Source organism: Ruegeria sp. A3M17 (assembly GCF_003318255.1).
GTDB lineage: Bacteria > Pseudomonadota > Alphaproteobacteria > Rhodobacterales > Rhodobacteraceae > Ruegeria.
In genome coordinates this window covers 182,527-203,009 of the sequence record NZ_QOCF01000035.1, presented here as the reverse complement: position 1 = coordinate 203,009, position 20,483 = coordinate 182,527, and the positions used below count along the sequence as shown (strand labels likewise).

Sequence of the window (20,483 nt, the reverse complement as noted above, 5' to 3'; positions counted from 1 at the left end):
AGCATAAGCTTTGGCAAAATTTGCAATCTACGCGCTGCCTGTTGGCTCAGGCACCTTGGCGCTGTCCCCCTTGCCTGGCGGCGGCGGTGGGTATGTTGATGATCTGAGGGTGATACAGGACTGGAACCCCGATCTGGTGATTTCCATGACCACTGAGGCCGAGATGCAGCAGGACGGTGCAGGCGGTTTTGGTCGGGACGTTCAAAGCAGGTCCGCGACCTGGGTGCATCTTCCGGTCGAGGATTTTGGCACGCCGCCTCCGCCAATCGAAACTCATTGGCCCCAAGCCAGCGCAGCGACCCGGCAGGCGCTGTCCGACGGTGGACGCGTGCTGGTGCATTGCCGGGGCGGTTGTGGGCGGTCGGGGATGGTCGCGCTGAGGCTCATGGTGGAATGCGGCGAAGATCCAAACCACGCGCTAAACCGGTTGCGCTTGGCCCGACCATGCGCGGTGGAAACGGATGAGCAGATGGCCTGGGCCATGAAACCGGCCCAGAGTGATCGGTGAACTAGGATCAGGCCGTGGCTTGTTGAACAACCTGATGCGATGGACGCGGTGCAAGGGCCGATGCCTGAAGCATGGCGCAAGGCAAGGCCGCCAAAACACCAGCAGGCAGAGTGGAAAAGTCAGGGCCGAACAACATATCGGCGTAATCGTCCAGCGTGTCGGCCGAGTCGACCGTGTTTGCCCCGCAATAGACCCTGATCCGGGCCGGGCTGGCGCGAAACCGTGCGGTGCAGCCCTCATCGCAATGGGTCAGTTCGCTGGAGCCGTCCACCTCAAATTCGCTGGTCGTCATCGGTTGTGCTGTTGCCATCGCCTCGGCCAAGGCCCGAGCCATTTGGGCCAATGCGGGGCAGGTTTTCCCCGTTTTCTGGCACAGGGTGGCGGTGAACTCGTGGGTCGTTGTCTTCCAGATCATAATGCGCCCTCCGCGCGGTGAACGGGGGACGTGGAACAGGGAACTCAGCGCACTGAAGACCTGCCCGGACACCCCGCCCGAGTTTCGGTTTTTACTTTGATGGCAGGTCTCCTGACTTGCGGGTCATTGCTTTGCCGACCTTCCCAGCCATTCGGCCAGTGGTATTTCGGCATTGCTTACCGCTTACAGTTGCGGGGGCAGTCGCGGCCTTGGTCCGTTCCGGCATTGCCGGGCTGGACCGCACCGAGTTCCCTTTTCATCCCGCCCCAATATAAGGACGAGAACCATCACGTCATCGCTAGCGGTTGTAGGTGGCTTGAGTCAAGCGGGCTGTTTCTCGTCGTGCAAGCGGACGCGTGGTCACTTTGAAAATCTGTTGACTCTAGTCGCGCAAAAGCGCCGATATGCCATATGTGAACCGAATAGTTCAGATGCTTGCGAGGGCGCCATGTTGGACAACACTCCGGTCGTTTTGACCGAAGATTTCACGTTTTCTGCCGGAGAGGCCAACCTGTCGGCACGGCTGTATTTGCCCGCCTCGGCACCTGATGTGGCGGTTGTGATTCATGCAGCTACCGGCGTACCACGCGATTATTACCAGCATTTTGCGCGATGGTTGGTGGCGGAACAGGGTATGGCCTGTCTAACCTATGACTATCGCGATTTTGGCCACTCTCTACGGGGGCGTCTGCGCGATTCGCAGGCCACGATGGCCGATTGGGCGTTGATCGACATGCCCGCTGCCCGCGCTGAAATGCGGCGCAGATTTCCCGCCGCCCAGCAGTGGAGCATTGGACATTCGGTGGGTGGAATGCTGGGGCCAATTCAGCCCGATATTGAGCAGATCGACCGGATGATCTGTGTCTGTTCAGGTTTGGTGACGGTATCCGATCACCCCTGGCCGTATCGCGCACTGGCGACAATGTTCTGGTACGGCCACCCGCCACTGTTGGTAAAGGCATTGGGATACCTGCCGGGCAAGGCGCTGGGTTTTGGCTCGGACCTTCCGGCACGCGTCTACTGGCAGTGGCGCAAATGGTGCACCGCTGCGCTGAACTACGTGCCGGATATCGGCAACAGCCTTCCAGACGCCCGTTGGGCTGCGTCAGAAACACCCGTTGATCTGTTCACAATGGACGATGATCAGGTGGTGCCGCCGAACGCGGTTTGGCGCTTGGCCGATCTTTACGGTCCCAAAGCCCGCCGGCATCAGTTGTCGCCGAAGGACTTTGGATTGGCCGAGGTTGGCCACATCGGCGCATTTGCGCGCCGAAATGCGGCCATATGGCCCCGGTTGATCGCCTGAGCCGGTACTTACAGCTTTTTGCGGGATTTCTTGTCCTGCATCACCGATCGTACCATCTTACCAAAGGCCTTGTCGCGGGCACGAGACTGCGCCACGGTTTCCGAGTTCCTTTCATCTTCGCGTCGCAGTTTTCGCCAACGTTCCAGCCGCGCTGTGTCTAGTGATCCGTTGGCAATCGCATCCTGTACGGCGCAGCTCGGTTCAGCCTGATGCTGACAATCGGAAAAGCGGCAGGATTGGGCCAATTCCAGAATGTCGGAAAAGACCTCGTCGACGCCATCCTGCGCATCCAGCAACCGAAAGGCCCGCATACCGGGTGTATCGACCAGCCAGCCTCCGTTCTGCATCGGATGCAACGCGCGCGCCGTTGTCGTGTGCCGCCCGCGCGCGTCGTCCTCGCGAATGCCGGAGGTTGCCTCATCCAGACCAGTCATGGCGTTGACCAATGTTGTCTTGCCGACACCGGATGAGCCGACCAGTGCAGCGGTCTGCCCGGTGGAGCACCATGACAGTACTTGCTGCACGTCCAGGGCATCCAAAGCATTGATTGCAAGCACGGTCAGAAACGGAGCCAGCGACTCGGCGGCTTTGGAGTAATTACCAGGATCGGCGCAGGTATCGGCCTTGGTTAGAACGATCACCGGATAGCACCCGGCCTGGTGTGCCAAAGCCAAATACCGTTCCAACCGGGCCAGATTGAAGTCGGCATTGCAGGAACTGACGATGAACAGCACATCCACGTTGGCGGCGATCAACTGGGCATCGGCCCCGGTTCCGGCGGCGCGGCGTTTCAAAAGGCTGCGGCGTTCCAGCAGGTGTTGAACCCGGTTTTGATCATCTGCCAATACCCAATCTCCGACGGCAAAGTCGCCCGTCGGCTGGTTTAGGGTGAGCAGCGGTGTTTCACCATTGATGCTTGCGCCGATCAGGCGATCACGGTGAACCGCTGTGATGCGAAAGGGAACGCATGAAGGATTGACCGCATGTTGTGCGGCAAAGTGTGAGGACCATCCCAGGTCCGAAAGTGTAAAAGACATTGTTCTGCCTGTGTTCAGGTACAGCAATCCGTCTGGATGGCGGTCGCGCATCCAGCGGTGATGTGTTCAGGCAGGTGTGAGGGTCGGCCTCAGAAACGCTCTGCCCAAAGGGTTTTTGCTACAATCATAAAAGCCCTCCTGCGGCTGACGGTTCAAGTAAGTGAGAGGTTGGACATCGACCCAAGCGGGGCTCGTTGTGGCTGCTTCCTTCCGGACCTGACCAGGTTGGCGAGGCGCTCGCCCGCGCCAACCTCTCAAAATTCGATATAGGGAAGACACGTAGAAATGACAACCCGTCACAGTGAGAGTTGAATGTGCAAAAACCCCTCGGCTTCCGTGCCAGCCAGCTTTGGGCTGAACTCTGCGATGTCTGCGAGGTGACGCTGTGCCTTTGGACCGGTCTTCAACAGGACAGAGGACCCCGGAAAGGGCGCAAAACGGAATGGGCAGGGGCCCTGTTCCAGCGATTCCGTGGTCAATGCACCGGTCAGGTAATCCTTCAGCGCGTGTTGGATTGGCAAAGCTGGAACATTGATGATTTCGGCGTCCCGTATAAACGGAAAATGCCCACCGCCGCTGGCCCGATAATTGTTCAGTGCAACAACAAAGCGTTGTTCGGCCGTCACCGCGTGGCCTTGGAAACGAAGATCTGATATACGCCGGTATGCCGGATTTGCCAGATGTCCATCCGCATCGAACCGAGGCGGTACGCTCAGGTCGATCACGTAGCTTAGCCCGAACAGAACATCGAAATTGTGTCCAGCTCGATCAGGATTGATCAATTCGGTTTGCGCGCCGGGTTTCACCTGATTGAAAACGCCTGCAGACATTTCAAGCCAATCACTGATGTGCTCTCCTGACACCGCGATTGCACGAAGTTCGTTTGGAAAGATGTTCAGATCGGCCACGTGGCGCATGCGCAGTACGCCCGCAGGAATGTCCGAGTAAAAACGAGGCCCGGCGCGACCCCCAAATTTCGAAGGCGCCACGGCAGATAGCATGGGGATCGCGTCATGGACTGTACCCTTCAGGTTCTGGCGCACAGCCGCAGCCTGGGCCGCGGCCACCATCGCAAGCCCGCGATCCTTGGCGCAAAAGCTGAAATAGCTGTGCAGGTGCTGATCCGTGTGCCCAATCGGTTCCTCGGCCCGTTTTCGTGTTGCGGAATGCACGTCTGAAAATAACGCCACCAACGGCGGGTCCTCGGCTGCCGGTTCAACACCTGATACCGCGCGCATTTCAGTGCGATGCGCAGTGACCGACCAGCCCTTTTCAGTCGTGGCAGTCAGCGTCAGATCAATCACGCCAAGATGAGATCCGGCAGATCCCGGCATGACGACGGGTGTGCCATGCACCATACCGCCAGTGGCATCGACGTGTTTCAGCCCAGCGTGCGATTTCCCCGGCAGGGTCAGATGCGTGTGCCCTGCGACGATGGCGTCTATGCCCTCAATCGCGGCAAGGGGGATTATCGCGTTTTCAAGATCGGGCGCGGGGTCGGCGGGCCCCAGCCCCGTATGGGCCAGCGCGATGATCACGTCGCAGCCATGGGATCGAAGCTCAGACACTTTAATGCGCGCACAGGTCAGGATGTCGTCTATCCGGACGTCATCACCCAGCCGATGAGATTCCCAATTCCGGGTCTGTGGCGGAACGACCGAGAAGACGCCGACAGTTATCGAGGCTAGGTGCCCCGCGACCTCAACCCGGCGGGTTAGAACTGCCTGATCCTGCCAGACCTCGTTGGCGCTCGGGCGATGAACATTGCTGCAAACCACCGGACAGGGGGCCTGCGAAAGGATGCGGTCCAGTATATCTTGATCGAACCCGAAATCATGATTGCCTAACCCGATCGCATCATACTCTAACGCGCCAAAGGCCTGCATCAGCGCATGCGGCTTATCCGCCTGCTCGGCGGCCAGATCTCCAATCGGAGTTCCTTGCAGCGAATCGCCATTGTCAAAAAGTAACACGACCGAGTCTTCCGCCTGCGCCTCAGTTCGGGCTTCACGGATCAGACTGGCAGTTCGGGTCAGGCCGATTGTGGGTTCAGGGGTGTCAGAATAGTAATCAAAACCCCTCAAGTTCATATGAAGATCCGTGGTGGCCAGTATTCGGATCTGCACGGTCTGCGAAGGCAGAGAAGGGGAAGGTTTCAAATTTCTACTTTTGGCAGTTTTGTCTTAGTCATTTTCAACAAAAAGATTAATCACAGTGAATTGCAAGGCTTAGCTGTGTTCATTCGATGGCGACCTGTGGATTTGGGGGTGAAATACCGTTGCAACTGATTGGTCGACATGGCAGCCCTGTGCGAACAAGCCTAAGGATAACTTATGAAAAATGCGGAATATGTGACGTTTGGTAGCTCGGGGCTGGATCGTGCGGCGCATATTCGCGGTGATGCTGATACGATCGCGCGGGCGCGGGCGCATCCCAATGCAAAATGCCTGCTCTTGTGGCGCGGTAAGGTATTGGTTCAGGGTGAGGCGCTGGATCAGTTGGGGCTGATCGCGATGTCGCACAAGCTGGTCGAAACCGGGCCGGGCGATTCCGTCGAGCAGCCTGTATTCCTGGGACTATCAGATGACGCGCCGGTGTTTGCCACTGATATTTCGGGCTGGACGGCTGATGGGTTGGACGTGTCCGGTGTCGGAGGCTTTATCGATAAGTCAGAGCAACAGCACCCGGACTTGCCCCACGGCCATGTCTTCGCCGAGCTGCGCCGGATCATGACCCGTTTGTCGGCGCGTGACGCCGAACTGGCGGCCTCGGCCAAAGCGGTGACCTCATGGCACGAAACGCATCGGTTTTGCGCCCGGTGCGGCGCAGCCAGCGAACTTGCGCAGGCCGGGTGGCAGCGCAGTTGTCCGTCCTGCGGCGGGCAGCATTTTCCGCGTACCGATCCGGTCGTCATAATGTTGATTACCCATGGCGATTCAGTGCTGATGGGACGTTCACCGGGTTGGCCGGAAGGGATGTATTCGCTGTTGGCAGGGTTTGTTGAACCGGGTGAAACGCTTGAGGCCGCGGTCCGCCGGGAAGTGATGGAAGAGGCCGGGGTGCCCGTGGGTGAGGTCCGTTATCTGTCCAGCCAACCCTGGCCGTTTCCGGCCTCGTTGATGTTCGGCTGCGCGGGTGAGGCGTTGTCACGCGACATCACCATCGACCCGGTCGAAATCGAAGATGCGATGTGGGTTACCAAATCCGAGATGATGCAGGCCTTTGCCGGTGAACACCCCGTTTTGCTGCCGGCCCGCAAGGGTGCGATTGCGCATTTTCTTTTGCAAAACTGGCTTGCGGATACATTGGACTGACAAAATACTGTTCTGAAAAGCGAGAGAACCCCGAACCACAATGCAGTTTACAGTGCGCGAAGATATCGAAGCTCCCATCAACTCGGTGTTCGAAATGGTGGCCGACTTTGACCGATTCGAACGGATCGCAATGCGGCGCGGGATCGAGGTCCGGCGGATTTCGGGCGAATTGGGCGTTGTTCCGGGCACCAGTTGGGAGACAGAATTCAGGTTACGCGGAAAGCCACGTCAGATTTCCGTGCAGATGGCTGAATGCGACCCGCCTTCGCTGATGCGGTTCGAAGCCGCAAGCAAGGGGATGAACGGCATCACCACGGTCGAACTTTTGGCCCTGTCGCAGCGCCGCACGCGTATAAGCGTTGATATGTCCCTGTCAGCCAAATCCCTGCCTGCGCGGCTGCTGTTACAATCGCTCCGGCTTGGGCAATCCCGGTTTCGCCGACAGTTTCAGTTGCGCCTGACCGAGTTCGCACGGGAAATGGAACAACGTCACATTCATGGTGGCTGATTACCCAATGCTTTGGTGGGAACGAGATGGATAGCATTATTGTTCGTGAGGCGGTGTTGACGGATGCCCAAGGTATCTCAGAGGTACTGCAGGATATCGCAGCGGCCGGAAAGCGTAACAAGCGCTGCGACGTTGATTTTGCCCGCGAGCATTACGTGGCCGACCCCGACCGGATCAGATGTTCCGTCGCTGTTCAGGAGGAACAGGTTCTGGGGTTTCAATCGTTGAAATGGGCGGTCGAAAACAACCCATATGGTGCGCCGGTCGGGTGGGGCGTCATTGGAACGCATATTCGCCCGTCGGCCGCCCGGTGCGGTGTCGGGCGTGCCCTGTTTCGTGCGACGCTCTTGGCGGCACGGCAAAGTGGCCTACCGGCCATTGATGCAACCATTTCGGCCACAAACGCCGAAGGTTTGGCCTATTATTCGGCGATGGGCTTTGTGGATTCCCGGCAGCACGAGGGTGCCCTGTGCAAAAGCTTCTCTGTGACTTGAGCCGGGGTCGCTTCAGCCGCGCGGTTGAGCGGCCGGGTAGACGCCCAAAATCTCGACATTCGTGGTGAAGTGTTCCAGTTCTTCCATCGCCAGCTGTACGTTCCGGTCGTCCGGGTGGCCCACGATATCGGCATAAAACTGGGTCGCGGTGAACGAACCATCGACCATGTAGCTTTCCAGCTTGGTCATGTTGATGCCGTTCGTCGCAAACCCGCCCATCGCTTTGTAAAGCGCAGCCGGAATGTTGCGCACCTGAAAAACAAAACTGGTGATCATGCCGTGTTCTCCACGGCGTGACATGTCGGCCTGCTGTGACATCACCAGAAAGCGCGTGGTGTTGTTGTCGCGGTCTTCAATGTGCCGGGCAAGTACGTTCAACCCGTAGATTTCGCCGGCCAACTCGCTGGCCAATGCTGCTGAATGCACCTCGCCTTGTTCCGAGACCTCGCGGGCCGCACGTGCGTTGTCGGGGCTGACACGTCCTTTGATGTTGTGTTCTTTCAAAAACCCGGCGCATTGCGGCAGCAGAACCAGGTGCGAGTGTGCCTCGGTGACATCCTCGATTTTGGCCCCTGGTACGGCAAGAAGGTTGATGTGAACGCGCACGAACGCTTCTTCGATGATGTGCAACCCGCTGTGGGGAAGCAAACGGTGGATATCGGCGACCCGGCCATACGTGGTGTTTTCGACCGGCAGCATTGCCAATTCAGCCTCACCTACGCGCACCGATTCGATCACATCTTCGAAAGTCCGGCAGGGCAGGGCCTCCATATCGGGGCGGGCATTGCGGCAGGCCTCGTGGCTGTAGGCGCCGGGTTCTCCCTGAAATGCAATACGTTTGGTCATTTGGTCGATTCCGTGCAACAAGTTCGATAATTGGGCGTTTAGTCGCGGTGTCTATACCTTGCCTCTTGTAAGGGGAAGCCTTAGACACCCCGCAGACAGCTGAAATGGACTCGCGATCAATGTTCGACACGATGACAGTTACCAAGGCCGCAGCAGGCCTGTTTGGCACCTTCCTAGTGCTGCTTCTAGCCAAATGGGGTGCCGAAACGCTTTACCATGCGGATGGGCATGGTGAGACGGCCTCGTATATTATCGAAACCGAAAGCTCTGGCGAAAGCGCTGACGGCGAAGAAGTGGTGTTCGAAGACATGCTGGCCGCCGCAGACCCCGAAAAGGGCGCGAGGGTTTTCCGCAAGTGTACTGCCTGCCACAAGTTGGAAGACGGCGCGAACGGCACAGGCCCCTACCTGTTTGCAATCGTGGATCGCCCGGTTGCTTCGGCCAAAGGCTTCACCGGCTACTCAGCGTCGATGCAGGCGCATGGCGGCAACTGGACTCCCGAGGCGCTGGACGCATTCATCACTAGGCCCAGCGCATATATCTCGGGTACGTCCATGAGCTTTGCCGGTCTGAAAAAACCGCAAGACCGGGCAGACCTGATTGCTTATCTGCAGACCATCAACTGATCTTTCGCTCAGTTTTGACGCATTCAAAAGCCGCTGCCCCGTGCAGCGGCTTTATTTTTTGTCTAAGTAAATCTTCACAAAGTGTTCACGCACTCTAAACTTGAAACTGGCAGTGCTGGTCTTTTAGCTGGCGCAAACAATATTAAAGACGTCAACGAGCAGGGGATGAGCCACATGAAATCCAATCGAGTTACCGCTTTAGCGCGAACAAAGGATTTCGGACGCTTATTTCACATACTGGCATTGGGGGCATTGCTCTGCGCGGTCACCGCAACTCAGCTTTTTGCTGAGGAAAAGATAATCAAATCACACGGGTTCTCGGAATTCGGTGATTTGAAGTATCCGGACGGTTTTGCGCATTTCGACTATGTGAACCCGGATGCGCCACGTGGTGGAGAACTCTCCTATGCGGCGCAAGGCACGTTCGACAGCTTTAATCCCTATACCAGGCAGGGCCGGGCTGGTGCGCGGTCGGCAGATCACTACGAAAGTCTGCTGGTTCCGTCCTATGACGAGCCAGCGGCCTATTACGGCCTGCTAGCCGAAAGCCTGGAGTACCCCGAAAGTTATGATTGGGTGATCTTCAACATCCGCCCCGAGGCGCGGTTTTCCGACGGCACACCGGTGACGGCCGAGGATGTGGTATTTTCCCATAATCTGCTGCTGGACCAAGGGCTGAAATCTTATGCCGACGCAATTCGCCAACGGATCCCCAAGGCCGAGGCGTTGGATACCCATCGTGTAAAGTTCTACTTCTCACCAGATTTCCCCCGCCGAGGCCGGATTTCTCAAGTTGGGGCCACGTCGATTTTCTCTAAGAAATGGTTCGAGGAAGACCCTGAAAACCGCCGGTTGGACAAGTCGCGGCTGGACCCGGGTATCGGTTCGGGGCCATATGTTCTGGATGATTATGACATCAACCGGCGCATCGTCTACAAGCGCAACCCCGACTATTGGGGCAACGATGTCAACGTCAACGTAGGCCGCAACAACTTTGACACCATCCGCGTTGAGTATTTCGCCGATTCCATTGCTGCGATGGAGGGGTTCAAGGCGGGCACGTTTACCCTTCGGCAGGAAAACAACTCAAAAAGCTGGGCAACGGCCTATGATTTCCCGGCAATTGCGAATGGCTCTGTCGTGCGAGCTGAACTGGCAGACGGAAATGTACCGTCGGCGTCGGGCTTCATCATGAACCTTGACCGGCCAAAATTTCAGGATCCCCGCGTTCGCGAAGCTATTCAGCTGGCATATAACTTCGAATGGACGAATGAGAGCCTGCAATATGGGTTATTCCAGCAACGTAGTTCGTTCTGGGAAGGAACGCATCTTGAGGCGACCAACCTGCCCGAAGGGCGCGAGCTTGAGGTATTGCAAGAGCTGGGCGACGCGCTGGACCCTGCCATCCTGACCCAGGAACCGGTCTCGGCGCATGAATCCCGAGCCGCCCGCCAAAATGACCGTGGCAACTTGCGTAAGGCGATGAAACTGCTGGACGAAGCTGGCTGGCTTGTTGGGGATGACGGCATTCGTCGCAACGACAAGGGAGAGGTGCTGTCTGTTGCATTTCTGTCCGACCAGCCAACGCTGGACAGGCTTATTCAACCCTTTGTCTCCAATTTGCGGGCAATGGGGATTGATGCGAGCTACAACCGCGTGGACAACGCCCAGTTCACCCTGCGCCGCCGGGACCGTGATTTCGACATGATTGTTGGCGGGTACCCGCGGTCGTTGCAGCCATCGACCGGGTTGTACCAGCAGTTCGGAACCGAAGCGGCCTCATACTCGGTCTTCAACCCGTCGGGTGTGCATGGCCCGGATATCGAACCGCTGATCGATAACATTGCCTCTGCCGAAGACAGCGAAGAGCTGTTTGCAAATGTCCGCGCATTGGACCGCGTCCTGCGCGCGAAACGGATCATGGTTCCCACGTGGTATCTGGGCAAGCACTGGGTTGCCTACTGGGACATGTACGAATACCCGGAAAATCTGCCGCCTTACGCATTGGGTGTTGAAGACCTCTGGTGGATCAACGAAGAGAAAGAAGCCGAGTTGAAATCCTCCGGCGCCTTGAGGTAATCCGCCCCCATGGGAGCATATATTCTTAGACGACTGTTGCTGGTCATCCCAACCCTGCTTGGGATCATGATCGTCAACTTCACGCTGGTTCAGTTCGTTCCTGGCGGTCCGATTGAACAGATCATCGCCCAGTTGGAAGGTGGCGGTGATGTGTTCGAAGGGATTGCCGGCGGCGGCAGTGACATCGAGCAACAGACCGGCGGCACGAATGACCGCTACATTGGTGCGCGTGGCCTTCCGCCCGAGTTTATCGAAGAGCTGGAAAAAGAATTCGGATTCGACAAACCGCCAGTTGAGCGGTTCTTCGACATGATGGGTAATTACCTTACGCTGGACTTTGGTGAGAGTTATTTTCGGTCGATCAGCGTAACCGATCTGGTGTTGGAGAAGATGCCGGTGTCGATCTCGCTGGGTCTGTGGTCCACGTTGATCGCGTATCTGGTGTCGATCCCATTGGGTATTCGCAAAGCGATCAAGGACGGTTCGACATTCGACACCTGGACCAGTGGCATGATCATTGTTGCCTACGCCATTCCAGGGTTCCTGTTCGCCATCCTGTTGCTTGTTCTGTTTGCCGGTGGATCTTATTGGCAGATCTTCCCGCTGCGGGGGCTGACCTCGGACAACTGGGACAGTCTCAGCTTGTTTAGCAAGGTCGTTGATTACTTCTGGCACATCGCCCTGCCGATCATCGCCCTGACAATCTCGGCCTTTGCGACGCTGACTCTGCTGACCAAGAACTCGTTTTTGGACGAGATCAAAAAGCAATACGTCATGACCGCCCGCGCCAAGGGGCTGAGCGAAAGTCAGGTTCTGTACGGCCATGTTTTCCGTAACGCGATGCTGATCGTGATCGCCGGATTCCCTGCGGTTTTCATAGGTGTGTTTTTCGGGGGGTCGATCATCATCGAAACGATCTTCTCGCTCGACGGTCTGGGCCGTCTGGGGTTCGAGGCCGCTGTTGCGCGGGACTATCCGGTGATCTTCGGCACTCTGTTCATCTTTGGCCTGATGGGGTTGGTTGTCGGCATCATCAGTGACCTGATGTATGTGCTGGTCGACCCGCGCATCGATTTCGAAAAGCGGGAGGGGTAAATGGCGCTTTCTCCTCTCAACCAGCGCCGCTGGCGCAGTTTCCGTCGTAACGGGCGCGCGTTCTGGTCGCTGCTGGTGTTTTCCGTGCTGTTTGGCCTGTCGTTGTTCGCCGAATTCATCGCCAATGACAAACCGATCCTCGTGAAATACCGCGGTGAGTTCTACACACCGATCTTCAATTTCTACGCGGAAACCGAATTCGGCGGTGATTTCCAGACCGAGGCGATCTATCGCGACCCCGAGGTGCAGTGCCTGATCGACAGCGGTGGCATCGAAGACTGTTTTGAAGATCCCGAGGGGATTATCGACGAAATCAAGGCCGGTACATTCCAGGCGGATGGGTACGAGCGTGGCTGGGCCGTCTGGCCGCTGATCCCGTATTCCTTCAACACCAGCGTTGATCGTCCCGGTGCAGCGCCGCTGCCGCCCAACGGGCAAAACTTGCTGGGCACGGATGACACCAAGCGCGACGTGTTGGCCAGGGTGATCTATGGCTTCCGATTGTCGATTTTGTTCACGCTTATGGTCACGGGTGTGGCCAGCCTGGTCGGCATATTCGCCGGGGCCATTCAGGGCTTTTTTGGCGGTTGGCTGGACCTGATCTTCCAACGGATTATCGAAATCTGGTCGGCCACGCCCTCGCTTTACGTCATCATCATCATGTTCGCCATTCTGGGTCGAAGTTTCTGGCTGCTTGTGGCTCTGATGATCCTGTTCAGCTGGACCGGGCTTGTGGGCGTTGTCCGGGCCGAGTTCCTACGGGCGCGAAATCTGGAATACGTCCGCGCCGCGCGAGCGCTGGGTGTGGGCAACATGACAATCATGTTCCGCCACATGCTGCCCAATGCGATGGTCGCTACGTTGACCTTCATGCCCTTTATCGTGACGGGTACCATCGGCGGCCTGGCCTCACTGGACTTTCTGGGCTTCGGCCTGCCGTCCTCTGCCCCGTCTTTGGGTGAGTTGACCTTGCAGGCCAAGCAGAACCTGCAGGCACCGTGGCTGGCCTTTACCGCCTTTTTTACCTTTGCCATCATGCTGTCGCTACTGGTCTTCATCTTCGAAGGCGTGCGCGATGCATTTGATCCCAGAAAGACCTTTTCATGAGCCTGCTGGATGTGAATAACCTCAAGGTCTCGTTCCGTCAGGACGGGCAGGTGAGCGCAGCAGTCAAGGGCGTGTCCTTTACTGTGGATCGGGGTGAAACGGTTGCACTGGTAGGCGAATCCGGATCTGGAAAATCGGTGACCGCGCTGTCGACAGTGTCTTTGCTGGGTGACAGTGCGATTGTCGAGGGCTCGGTCACATATGAAGGGCAAGAGATGATCGGCGCGTCTGACCAACGCCTGATGGATGTGCGCGGCAACGATATCAGTTTCATCTTTCAGGAACCGATGACCTCGCTCAACCCGCTGCACACGATCCAGAAACAGATGACCGAGTCGCTGGCATTGCACCAGGGTCTGACAGGTGATGCTGCACGGGCCCGGATTGTCGAACTGCTGACAAAGGTCGGCATCCGCGATCCCGAGGAGCGTCTGGACAGCTACCCGCATCAACTGTCAGGTGGCCAACGCCAGCGCGTCATGATCGCCCTGGCACTTGCCAACAAGCCCGATATCCTGATCGCGGATGAGCCGACAACGGCCCTGGATGTGACCATTCAGGCGCAGATCCTGGAACTGCTGGCCGAGCTTCAGAAATCCGAGAATATGGGGATGCTTTTCATCACCCATGACCTTGGGATCGTGCGCCGTATCGCTGACCGGGTCTGTGTGATGAAGGACGGTGAGATTGTCGAGACCGGCGCGACCCAGGAGATATTCGACAACCCCAAACACCCTTATACTCGCAAGCTGCTGGCGGCGGAACCATCCGGTCACCCCGATCCTGTGGCACCCGACGCCGAAGAAGTGGCGCGCACCGATCATCTTAAGGTCTGGTTTCCGATCCAGCGCGGTTTCCTGAAACGTACCGTTGGCTATGTGAAGGCAGTGAATGATGCCACGCTCAGCGTGCGCGCCGGTGAAACCTTAGGGATTGTTGGCGAAAGCGGCTCAGGTAAGACAACGCTGGCGCTGGCCATCATGCGGTTGATTGCGTCCGAAGGGGCGATAACCTTTCGCGATCAGGATGTACGCCGCTGGTCGACGCGAGAGTTGCGGCGCTTGCGCAAGGATATGCAGATTGTATTTCAGGACCCGTTTGGCAGCCTCAGTCCGCGGATGACCTGCCAGCAGATCATTGCCGAGGGGCTGGCGATCCACAAGGTCGACCCGCACCGCTCACCGCGGGAACTGGTGACCGAAGTGATGACCGAGGTGGGCTTGGACCCGGCTGCGATGGACCGCTATCCGCACGAGTTCTCGGGCGGACAGCGTCAGCGTATTGCCATTGCGCGCGCCATGGTCCTCAGGCCCAAATTGCTGGTTTTGGATGAACCGACTAGCGCCCTGGACATGACTGTGCAGGTTCAGATCGTCGACCTGTTGCGCGACCTTCAGCGTAAATACGGGCTGGCCTACCTGTTTATCAGCCACGATCTGAAAGTCGTGCGCGCGATGTCGCACAACGTGATTGTCATGCGAAACGGGGACGTGATCGAAATGGGCGCGGCCGAAGACCTGTTTGAGAACGCCCAGACCGACTACACCCGCGAACTGATAGCGGCGGCGGGCTGAAACCAGCCCGCCCAAGGCCTTCAGGCATTCGCCGTTTCACGCGCCGCAGATTTTGGGACCGGTCCACGCAATTCTTCATAGTGATCGAAGCTCAACTTAACCCAACCAGTTCCACGTGTGGCGCTGGCGAGGGTGCGGTGTAACTCGCCTTCGGCCACGGCCGGAAGTTGTGCGTTGAAAATCTCCCAACCCGAGGTGTTCGGGTTGCCTTCAAAGCCCAGAACCTGACCCTGCAGCGAACTGATTGTAGGCACCAGGTCGCCCACGAAATCCGAGGGCAAGTGGATTTCGGCGTTCAGGATGGGTTGCAGGACCACCGGTTTCGCCTGCGGCAAAGCCTCTCGAACCGCGTTCTTGCCCGCAGTGCGGAACGCATAGTCAGAACTGTCGACGTTGTGATGCTTGCCGTCGCTGAGCGTGACTTTAACATCCACAACCGGGAACCCTTCAGGCCCTTGGACCAGAGCATCTTTGGCCCCGTGTTCGACCGATGGGATATAGTTTCTGGGCACAGCGCCCCCTTTGACGATCTCTTCGAATTCGAACCCGGCCCCACGTGGGGTCGGTGCGATCGAGATCACCACATCGGCAAATTGTCCTGCGCCGCCGGATTGTTTGCGGTGGCGATGACGATGTTCGATCGGTGCGCGGATGGTCTCGCGATAGGCCGTCTCAACCGTCTGGGTCTCAATCTCGATACCGAAGTCTTCAGCCAGTTTGGCGCTGACCCGGCGCATATGCTGAGGCCCTTGCGATCCCAGAACCGCATGGCCGCTCAGTTCATCGTGCTGCAGATGCAGGCCGGGGTCGATCTCGACCAGTCGGGATAAAGCGTTGGACAGGCGTACATCGTCGCGTTCATGTGCCGGCGACACAATTTGCCGGTGGGCGGCCGGATGGGCCTCGGCCCACTCCGGTAACGGTGTGGTTCCGGTGCTGTCGTACAGGTTGCCGGGGTTGAGGTGGTCGGATTTCACGGCCAGCCCGATCTGGCCAGCTTCCAATTCCGAAATTTGGGTTTTTGCGTCCAGTGTCGTCAGGTTGCCAACCGTTTCCCCGCCCAGGGCTTCATGCGCTTTGACGCCCTTGCCCAGACCGCGCAGCACGATGATTTTTCCGATGTGCTTTTTGACATCCGCGAACCCGGCAATTGCGCGCGCGTCTTCGGCTGCTTCGTCCCGCCCGGCGGCGATATTGAATTCAGGGGCTTCGTGACGAAGCGCTTTCATCAAACGGGTCAGCCCGTTGCCGTGGCTGGCAGACCCCAGGCAGGCCGGGATCAACTGGTGGCTTTGCAGAACCTGCGCGGCCAGATCATAGATTTCTGCGCTGGGCGGCTGTTTGTCCTCGATCAGTTGTTCCAGCAGATGATCATCGAAATCTGAAAGCGTCTCCAACAATTCGGTTCGGGCTTCCTGTTCCCGGTCTTCGACGGACTGCGGAAGTTCGATCAGGGCCGAGGGTTGCCCTTCCTGATACTTCCATGCCCGTTCCGAGATCAGGTCGACCGCGCCGATGATCGCCTCGCCATCGCGGATTGGAACCTGCCGCAATGCGATGTGGTGTGTGCAGTAGGTTTGCAGAGCGGCGATGATATCGCGGATACGTCCGTTTGGGGTGTCCATGCGATTGATGAACAGAAAGCAGGGAATACCCGCCTCTTCGACCAGCCGCAGATAAGGGGCGCAAAGCACGGCGGCGTCCGGGTCGGGCGGTACGACAACGACAGCAGCATCCGAGATCGCCATGGCAGGGCCTACATAAGCCATGGTGTCGCTGCCACCATTCACGTCGATGGCACACCAGGGTTCGTCCAAGTAAGAAAAACCGTGCAAATGCACGGTTCCGGAAACGTCGAATGTGGTTGGCCGGCCATCAAGGCGGCTGATGGCCTCGACCAGTGTTGTTTTGCCCGAGTGGCTGGGGCCGAGGACAGAAAAAACGCGCATGAATGCAGTCCCTCTTTCAAGTTGCAGAACGGCTGCACGAAAAAGGCGGTCGAGCGCGAACGCGTCGGCACATACTGTCTGGTACTCTGCCTGCCTCAGGCACGGGGCGGATATCCACCCGCCCTACAAGTGTGGGGAAAACCCACCCTCCGCGTCAAGTCCTGTCCTGCGTCGGTATCAGATCGCCGAGCTGTGTCCCGCCTTGCTCAGATCATAGGCGTCAAAGGTGCGGGCGACCATTCGGGTCAGCGCGCGCGCCTCGGGCGGGATGAACAGGCCGTCTTCAGAGACGCTTAGCAACCCGTCAAAGGTTGCGTTTGCAGTCTGATACATCTCCTGCAATTCCGCGGCGGTGATGTTGTGGTCGCGCAGAATCTCGGCGGTATCTATCCGGAAATCGCACATCAACGCTTCAATCAATCGGGCGCGCAAGATGTCTTGGCCTTTGAACAAGTGCCCACGGGATATTGAGAACCCGCCCTCGCGGATCGCTTTGGTATGCGCCGACGTCGCGGGTGCGTTCTGGGCGTATCCTTGCGGGAATCGTGAGATTGAGCTCGCACCAATCCCGATCAAAACGTCGGACTGATCGTCGGTGTAGCCCTGAAAGTTGCGCTTTAGCCTTCCCGTGTTCAGTGCGTGCGTCAGCCCGTCATCCTGCGTGGCAAAGTGATCAATACCGATTTCGGCGTACTTGTCCCACAGAAACAGGCGCCGGGCCGTATCGAACAGATCCAGGCGGTCTTCGGGCGTTGGAAGGGCATCCGTCGGGATCAGCTGTTGCCGCTTGGCCATCCACGGCACATGCGCATACCCGTACAACGCCACCCGGTCCGGGCTGAGCGATAGCAATTTCTGCACGCTTTCAGTCATCCGGGCTTTGGTCTGGTGCGGCAGACCATACAGAATATCGGCATTCAGGCTGGCGATACCACGCGCGCGGATCATTTCTATGGCCTTGCGGGTGGTGTCGTAACTTTGGATGCGCCCGATGGTTTTCTGGATTTCGTCGTCGAAATCCTGCACGCCAATAGACGCACGGTTCATGCCGGCCTCGGCCAATGCATCGAGCCGACCCTCGTCAATCTCATTCGGGTCGATTTCGACCGAGAACTCTGCATCCGGCCCCAGTGGGACAATCTCAAGAATCCGGGTGGCCAGGTCGCGCATCAGATCGGGGTTCAGCAGGGTGGGTGTACCACCGCCCCAATGCAGGCGCGAAAGGGTTACACCCGCAGGAAGGTGGGCGGCCAGCAGGTCCAGCTCGGCCTTGAGGACATCCACATAGGCGATCACCGGGTTGTCGGTCTGGGTGCCTTGCGTCCGGCAGGCGCAGAACCAGCACAGCCTGCGGCAGAACGGGACGTGGACGTACAGCGACACGGAACTGCCGGGCTTGATCCCGGAAATCCAGTCGCCAAAAAGACTTGGCCCCACATCATTGCTGAAATGCGGGGCGGTGGGATAGCTTGTGTAACGCGGGACTTTCGCGTCAAATAGTCCAAGCTTTGATAATTGCGGTTTCACTATCATACCGATACCGTTAAGGCACGGCCGTCTACGAAACCTTGACTGAGATCAAGTGGAACCGCGAACGATGTTAAAAGCGCAATTTGACCATACCAACTGTTCGGACTGCCCCATTCGGCATCGCGCCGTCTGTGCGCATTGTGATGTCGATGAATTGGAAGCGCTTGAAGGCATAAAGTATTACCGGACCTTTGAGGCAGGCCAAACGGTTATCTGGTCGGGGGATCAGATGAATTTTGTGGGCTCTGTTGTGTCGGGAATCGCCTCGTTGACCCAGACGATGGAAGATGGTCGGACGCAAATGGTCGGCCTGCTATTGCCCAGCGATTTTGTTGGACGACCCGGTCGGGAAACAGCACCCTACGACGTGTTGGCCACAACCGATTTGGTCATGTGCTGTTTTCGCAAGAAACCGTTCGAAACCCTGATGGGCAGCACCCCACATATCGCCCACCGTCTGCTGCAGATGACACTGGATGAGCTGGACGCGGCGCGTGAATGGATGTTGGTTCTAGGGCGCAAGACCGCGCGCGAGAAGATTGCAAGCCTGCTGTCAATCATTGCCCGGCGGGACGCCTCAATTGCGCCCAAGCAAAAACCTGGCCCGATCGTTTTCGATCTTCCTCTGACACGTGAGGCTATGGCGGATTACCTGGGATTGACCTTGGAAACTGTAAGCCGCCAGATTTCGGCCCTGAAGAAAGAGGGGGTTATCGAATTGGAAGGCAAACGCCACGTGACAATCCCCGACATGCGGCGCCTGATGGATGAGGCTGGCGACGACTCGGATGGCGGTTTTCTGGTTTAAGCCTATTCTGCTGCGTACAGTCGTGATTTACTGAACCTGTGAATGAACCACGCAGGAGCAAGGCATGGAATTCAGTAGCATTTTGGCAATGCTTGTCATCGGCGCGATCGCCGGATGGCTGTCGGGCAAAATCATGGAAGGCCGCGGGTTCGGCCTGATCGGAAACATCATAGTCGGAATCGTCGGCGCCTTTCTTGCAGGCTTGATTTTCCCGGCGCTGGGTTTTTCGGTCGGTGGTGGTGTGTTTTCGGCGATACTCTTCGCAACCATCGGCGCGGTCATTCTGTTGTTTGTGATTGGCCTCATAAAACGCGTTTAGGCCACCCGTTCGAACGGATGGCCCCCCGAATCGGAAATACTTACAGTCAGTGTGCCAGAAACACTGGGACCGAGGCTTGTTCCAGCATGTTTCGGGTTGCCCCGCCCAGAATGGCTTCGCGGAATCTTGAATGGCCATAAGCTCCCATGACGATCATGTCCGCTTCGCTGTCGGCGGCGTGCCTGTTCAGGATGTCTGACACACGGGTCATGGTTTTGCTGAGCACGTCGATCTCACACTTGGTCCCGTGCCGGGCCAGCATCTGAGACAACAGCCCGCCGGGATCAGAGCGGTCAGGACCGTGGCGCGGCGGATCAATGACGACAATCCGAACCAGATCGGCTTGCGTCAGAAAGGGCAGGGCGCATCGGATGGCGCGCATGGCTTCGACACTTTCGTTCCATCCGATCATGATGGTGCCGGGGCGCTCAAATGGCGTTGCGTTATCCGGCGTGACCAGAATGGGTGCGTGACCTTCGAACATGGCGGCTTCGACAATCGGCTCAGCCTCGGCGCTGCGGTCTTTGCCATAGGGTTGCGGCAGGACGACCAGATCCGAGAATCTGGCACGATGCGCCACGTGGCGACCGATATCGGCGATCTGAGCGACCCCGCTCTCGGCAGACCAGCGAATACCGGATTTCCCTAGGTATTCCTGTGTGTGCGTCAGCAGTTCTTCAGCGTCTGCGTTGGCCCGGCTCAGCGTTTCTTGCAGAACCAGCGCATTGGCGCCTGCATAGTAATAGCCCGCCTGGCTGCGATCTACGCCAAGGCACAATGCTTCGGCATGCGCATCCTGTGCATTTGCCAGCGCGGCCATTTGCGCCAACGCAGATTGTGATTGTTCCGAGTCGGTTACGACTGTGAGAAGAGATTTGTACGCCATTTTGACCTCTTGTCTTCGGGGCTGAGACACCTGCGGCTACGCAGCTCAGTCTAAGGCTTAGGATTGTCACAGATTTCGGGTT

Annotated in this window: 19 protein-coding genes, 1 other RNA gene and 1 riboswitch; of the genes, 12 read left to right on the top strand and 8 right to left on the bottom strand. The window is 57.8% G+C overall.

The features are described 5' to 3' along the window. The first annotated feature begins 10 nt into the window (after positions 1-10). Positions 11-508 carry a dual specificity protein phosphatase family protein gene (locus tag DS906_RS19495; protein ID WP_113791715.1) on the top strand — a complete coding sequence of 166 codons (498 nt, stop codon included), beginning with the start codon at positions 11-13 and terminating at the stop codon, positions 506-508. 7 nt (positions 509-515) lie between these two features. On the opposite strand, the gene DS906_RS19490 is transcribed toward DS906_RS19495, so the two are convergent. After that, entirely contained in the window at positions 516-923 is a 408-nt protein-coding gene (locus tag DS906_RS19490) for a hypothetical protein (RefSeq protein ID WP_113791714.1), read from the bottom strand. Between the two features lie 83 nt (positions 924-1,006). Continuing rightward, positions 1,007-1,227, bottom strand: a riboswitch (cobalamin riboswitch). Positions 1,228-1,371: 144 nt separating this feature from the next. Between DS906_RS19490 and DS906_RS19485 the strand changes: the two genes are divergently transcribed. Further along, entirely contained in the window at positions 1,372-2,229 is an 858-nt protein-coding gene (locus tag DS906_RS19485) for a serine aminopeptidase domain-containing protein (protein WP_113791713.1), read from the top strand. Positions 2,230-2,237: 8 nt separating this feature from the next. Here DS906_RS19485 and rsgA read toward each other — a convergent pair whose 3' ends face one another. The 3 genes from rsgA to DS906_RS19470 form a co-directional block, all read right to left on the bottom strand. Beyond that, positions 2,238-3,266, bottom strand: a complete 1,029-nt coding sequence (gene rsgA, locus DS906_RS19480; protein WP_113791862.1) for a ribosome small subunit-dependent GTPase A — start codon at positions 3,264-3,266, stop codon at positions 2,238-2,240. A gap of 158 nt (positions 3,267-3,424) precedes the next feature. Beyond that, positions 3,425-3,523, bottom strand: an RNA gene (gene ffs, locus DS906_RS19475) — signal recognition particle sRNA small type. A gap of 39 nt (positions 3,524-3,562) precedes the next feature. Continuing rightward, entirely contained in the window at positions 3,563-5,392 is a 1,830-nt protein-coding gene (locus DS906_RS19470; protein ID WP_233494847.1) for a bifunctional 2',3'-cyclic-nucleotide 2'-phosphodiesterase/3'-nucleotidase, read from the bottom strand. A 207-nt stretch (positions 5,393-5,599) separates the two neighbouring features. On the opposite strand from DS906_RS19470, the gene nudC reads away from it, so the two are divergent. From nudC to DS906_RS19455, 3 genes are read left to right on the top strand one after another with little or no spacing between them, the layout of a single operon-like run. Continuing rightward, positions 5,600-6,580, top strand: a complete 981-nt coding sequence (gene nudC / locus DS906_RS19465; RefSeq protein ID WP_113791711.1) for an NAD(+) diphosphatase — start codon at positions 5,600-5,602, stop codon at positions 6,578-6,580. Between the two features lie 40 nt (positions 6,581-6,620). Beyond that, positions 6,621-7,088 (top strand): SRPBCC family protein, encoded by a 468-nt coding sequence (locus DS906_RS19460; RefSeq protein WP_113791710.1) that lies wholly within the window; start codon positions 6,621-6,623, stop codon positions 7,086-7,088. A 26-nt stretch (positions 7,089-7,114) separates the two neighbouring features. Next, complete coding sequence (locus DS906_RS19455) at positions 7,115-7,582, top strand: GNAT family N-acetyltransferase (protein WP_199528603.1); 468 nt, start codon at positions 7,115-7,117, stop codon at positions 7,580-7,582. 12 nt (positions 7,583-7,594) lie between these two features. Here DS906_RS19455 and DS906_RS19450 read toward each other — a convergent pair whose 3' ends face one another. After that, positions 7,595-8,428, bottom strand: a complete 834-nt coding sequence (locus tag DS906_RS19450) for a prephenate dehydratase (protein WP_113791709.1) — start codon at positions 8,426-8,428, stop codon at positions 7,595-7,597. 119 nt (positions 8,429-8,547) lie between these two features. Between DS906_RS19450 and DS906_RS19445 the strand changes: the two genes are divergently transcribed. From DS906_RS19445 to DS906_RS19425, 5 genes are all read left to right on the top strand, one after another. Next, a complete protein-coding gene (locus DS906_RS19445; RefSeq protein WP_113791860.1) occupies positions 8,548-9,054 on the top strand; it encodes a cytochrome c family protein in 507 nt (168 codons plus the stop codon). Positions 9,055-9,228: 174 nt separating this feature from the next. Then, the gene (locus tag DS906_RS19440; RefSeq protein WP_233494846.1) at positions 9,229-11,133 is read left to right on the top strand and encodes an extracellular solute-binding protein; all 1,905 of its coding nucleotides are present in this window, start codon (positions 9,229-9,231) and stop codon (positions 11,131-11,133) included. A 9-nt stretch (positions 11,134-11,142) separates the two neighbouring features. Further along, entirely contained in the window at positions 11,143-12,228 is a 1,086-nt protein-coding gene (locus tag DS906_RS19435) for a microcin C ABC transporter permease YejB (protein ID WP_113791707.1), read from the top strand. Further along, complete coding sequence (locus DS906_RS19430) at positions 12,229-13,335, top strand: ABC transporter permease (RefSeq protein WP_113791706.1); 1,107 nt, start codon at positions 12,229-12,231, stop codon at positions 13,333-13,335. After that, positions 13,332-14,909 (top strand): ABC transporter ATP-binding protein, encoded by a 1,578-nt coding sequence (locus DS906_RS19425; RefSeq protein WP_113791705.1) that lies wholly within the window; start codon positions 13,332-13,334, stop codon positions 14,907-14,909. Before DS906_RS19430 ends, DS906_RS19425 begins: the two co-directional genes overlap by 4 nt. 20 nt (positions 14,910-14,929) lie before the next feature. Here the strand turns inward: DS906_RS19425 and DS906_RS19420 are convergent, their stop codons facing one another. Both DS906_RS19420 and hemN read right to left on the bottom strand, forming a co-directional pair. After that, a complete protein-coding gene (locus DS906_RS19420; protein WP_113791704.1) occupies positions 14,930-16,858 on the bottom strand; it encodes an elongation factor G in 1,929 nt (642 codons plus the stop codon). Positions 16,859-17,035: 177 nt separating this feature from the next. Then, positions 17,036-18,391 (bottom strand): oxygen-independent coproporphyrinogen III oxidase, encoded by a 1,356-nt coding sequence (gene hemN, locus DS906_RS19415; protein WP_113791703.1) that lies wholly within the window; start codon positions 18,389-18,391, stop codon positions 17,036-17,038. A 64-nt stretch (positions 18,392-18,455) separates the two neighbouring features. Here hemN and fnrL point away from each other — a divergent pair, with 64 nt between their 5' ends. Together fnrL and DS906_RS19405 are read left to right on the top strand one after the other, a co-directional pair. Next, positions 18,456-19,196: a transcriptional regulator FnrL gene (fnrL, locus tag DS906_RS19410; protein WP_113791702.1), complete on the top strand. Its 741-nt coding sequence runs from the start codon at positions 18,456-18,458 to the stop codon at positions 19,194-19,196. Positions 19,197-19,260: 64 nt separating this feature from the next. Beyond that, on the top strand, positions 19,261-19,515 hold the full coding sequence (locus DS906_RS19405) for a GlsB/YeaQ/YmgE family stress response membrane protein (protein WP_058272498.1): 255 nt from the start codon (positions 19,261-19,263) through the stop codon (positions 19,513-19,515). Positions 19,516-19,561: 46 nt separating this feature from the next. Here DS906_RS19405 and DS906_RS19400 read toward each other — a convergent pair whose 3' ends face one another. Continuing rightward, entirely contained in the window at positions 19,562-20,401 is an 840-nt protein-coding gene (locus DS906_RS19400) for a universal stress protein (RefSeq protein WP_113791701.1), read from the bottom strand. Positions 20,402-20,483: the final 82 nt, after the last annotated feature.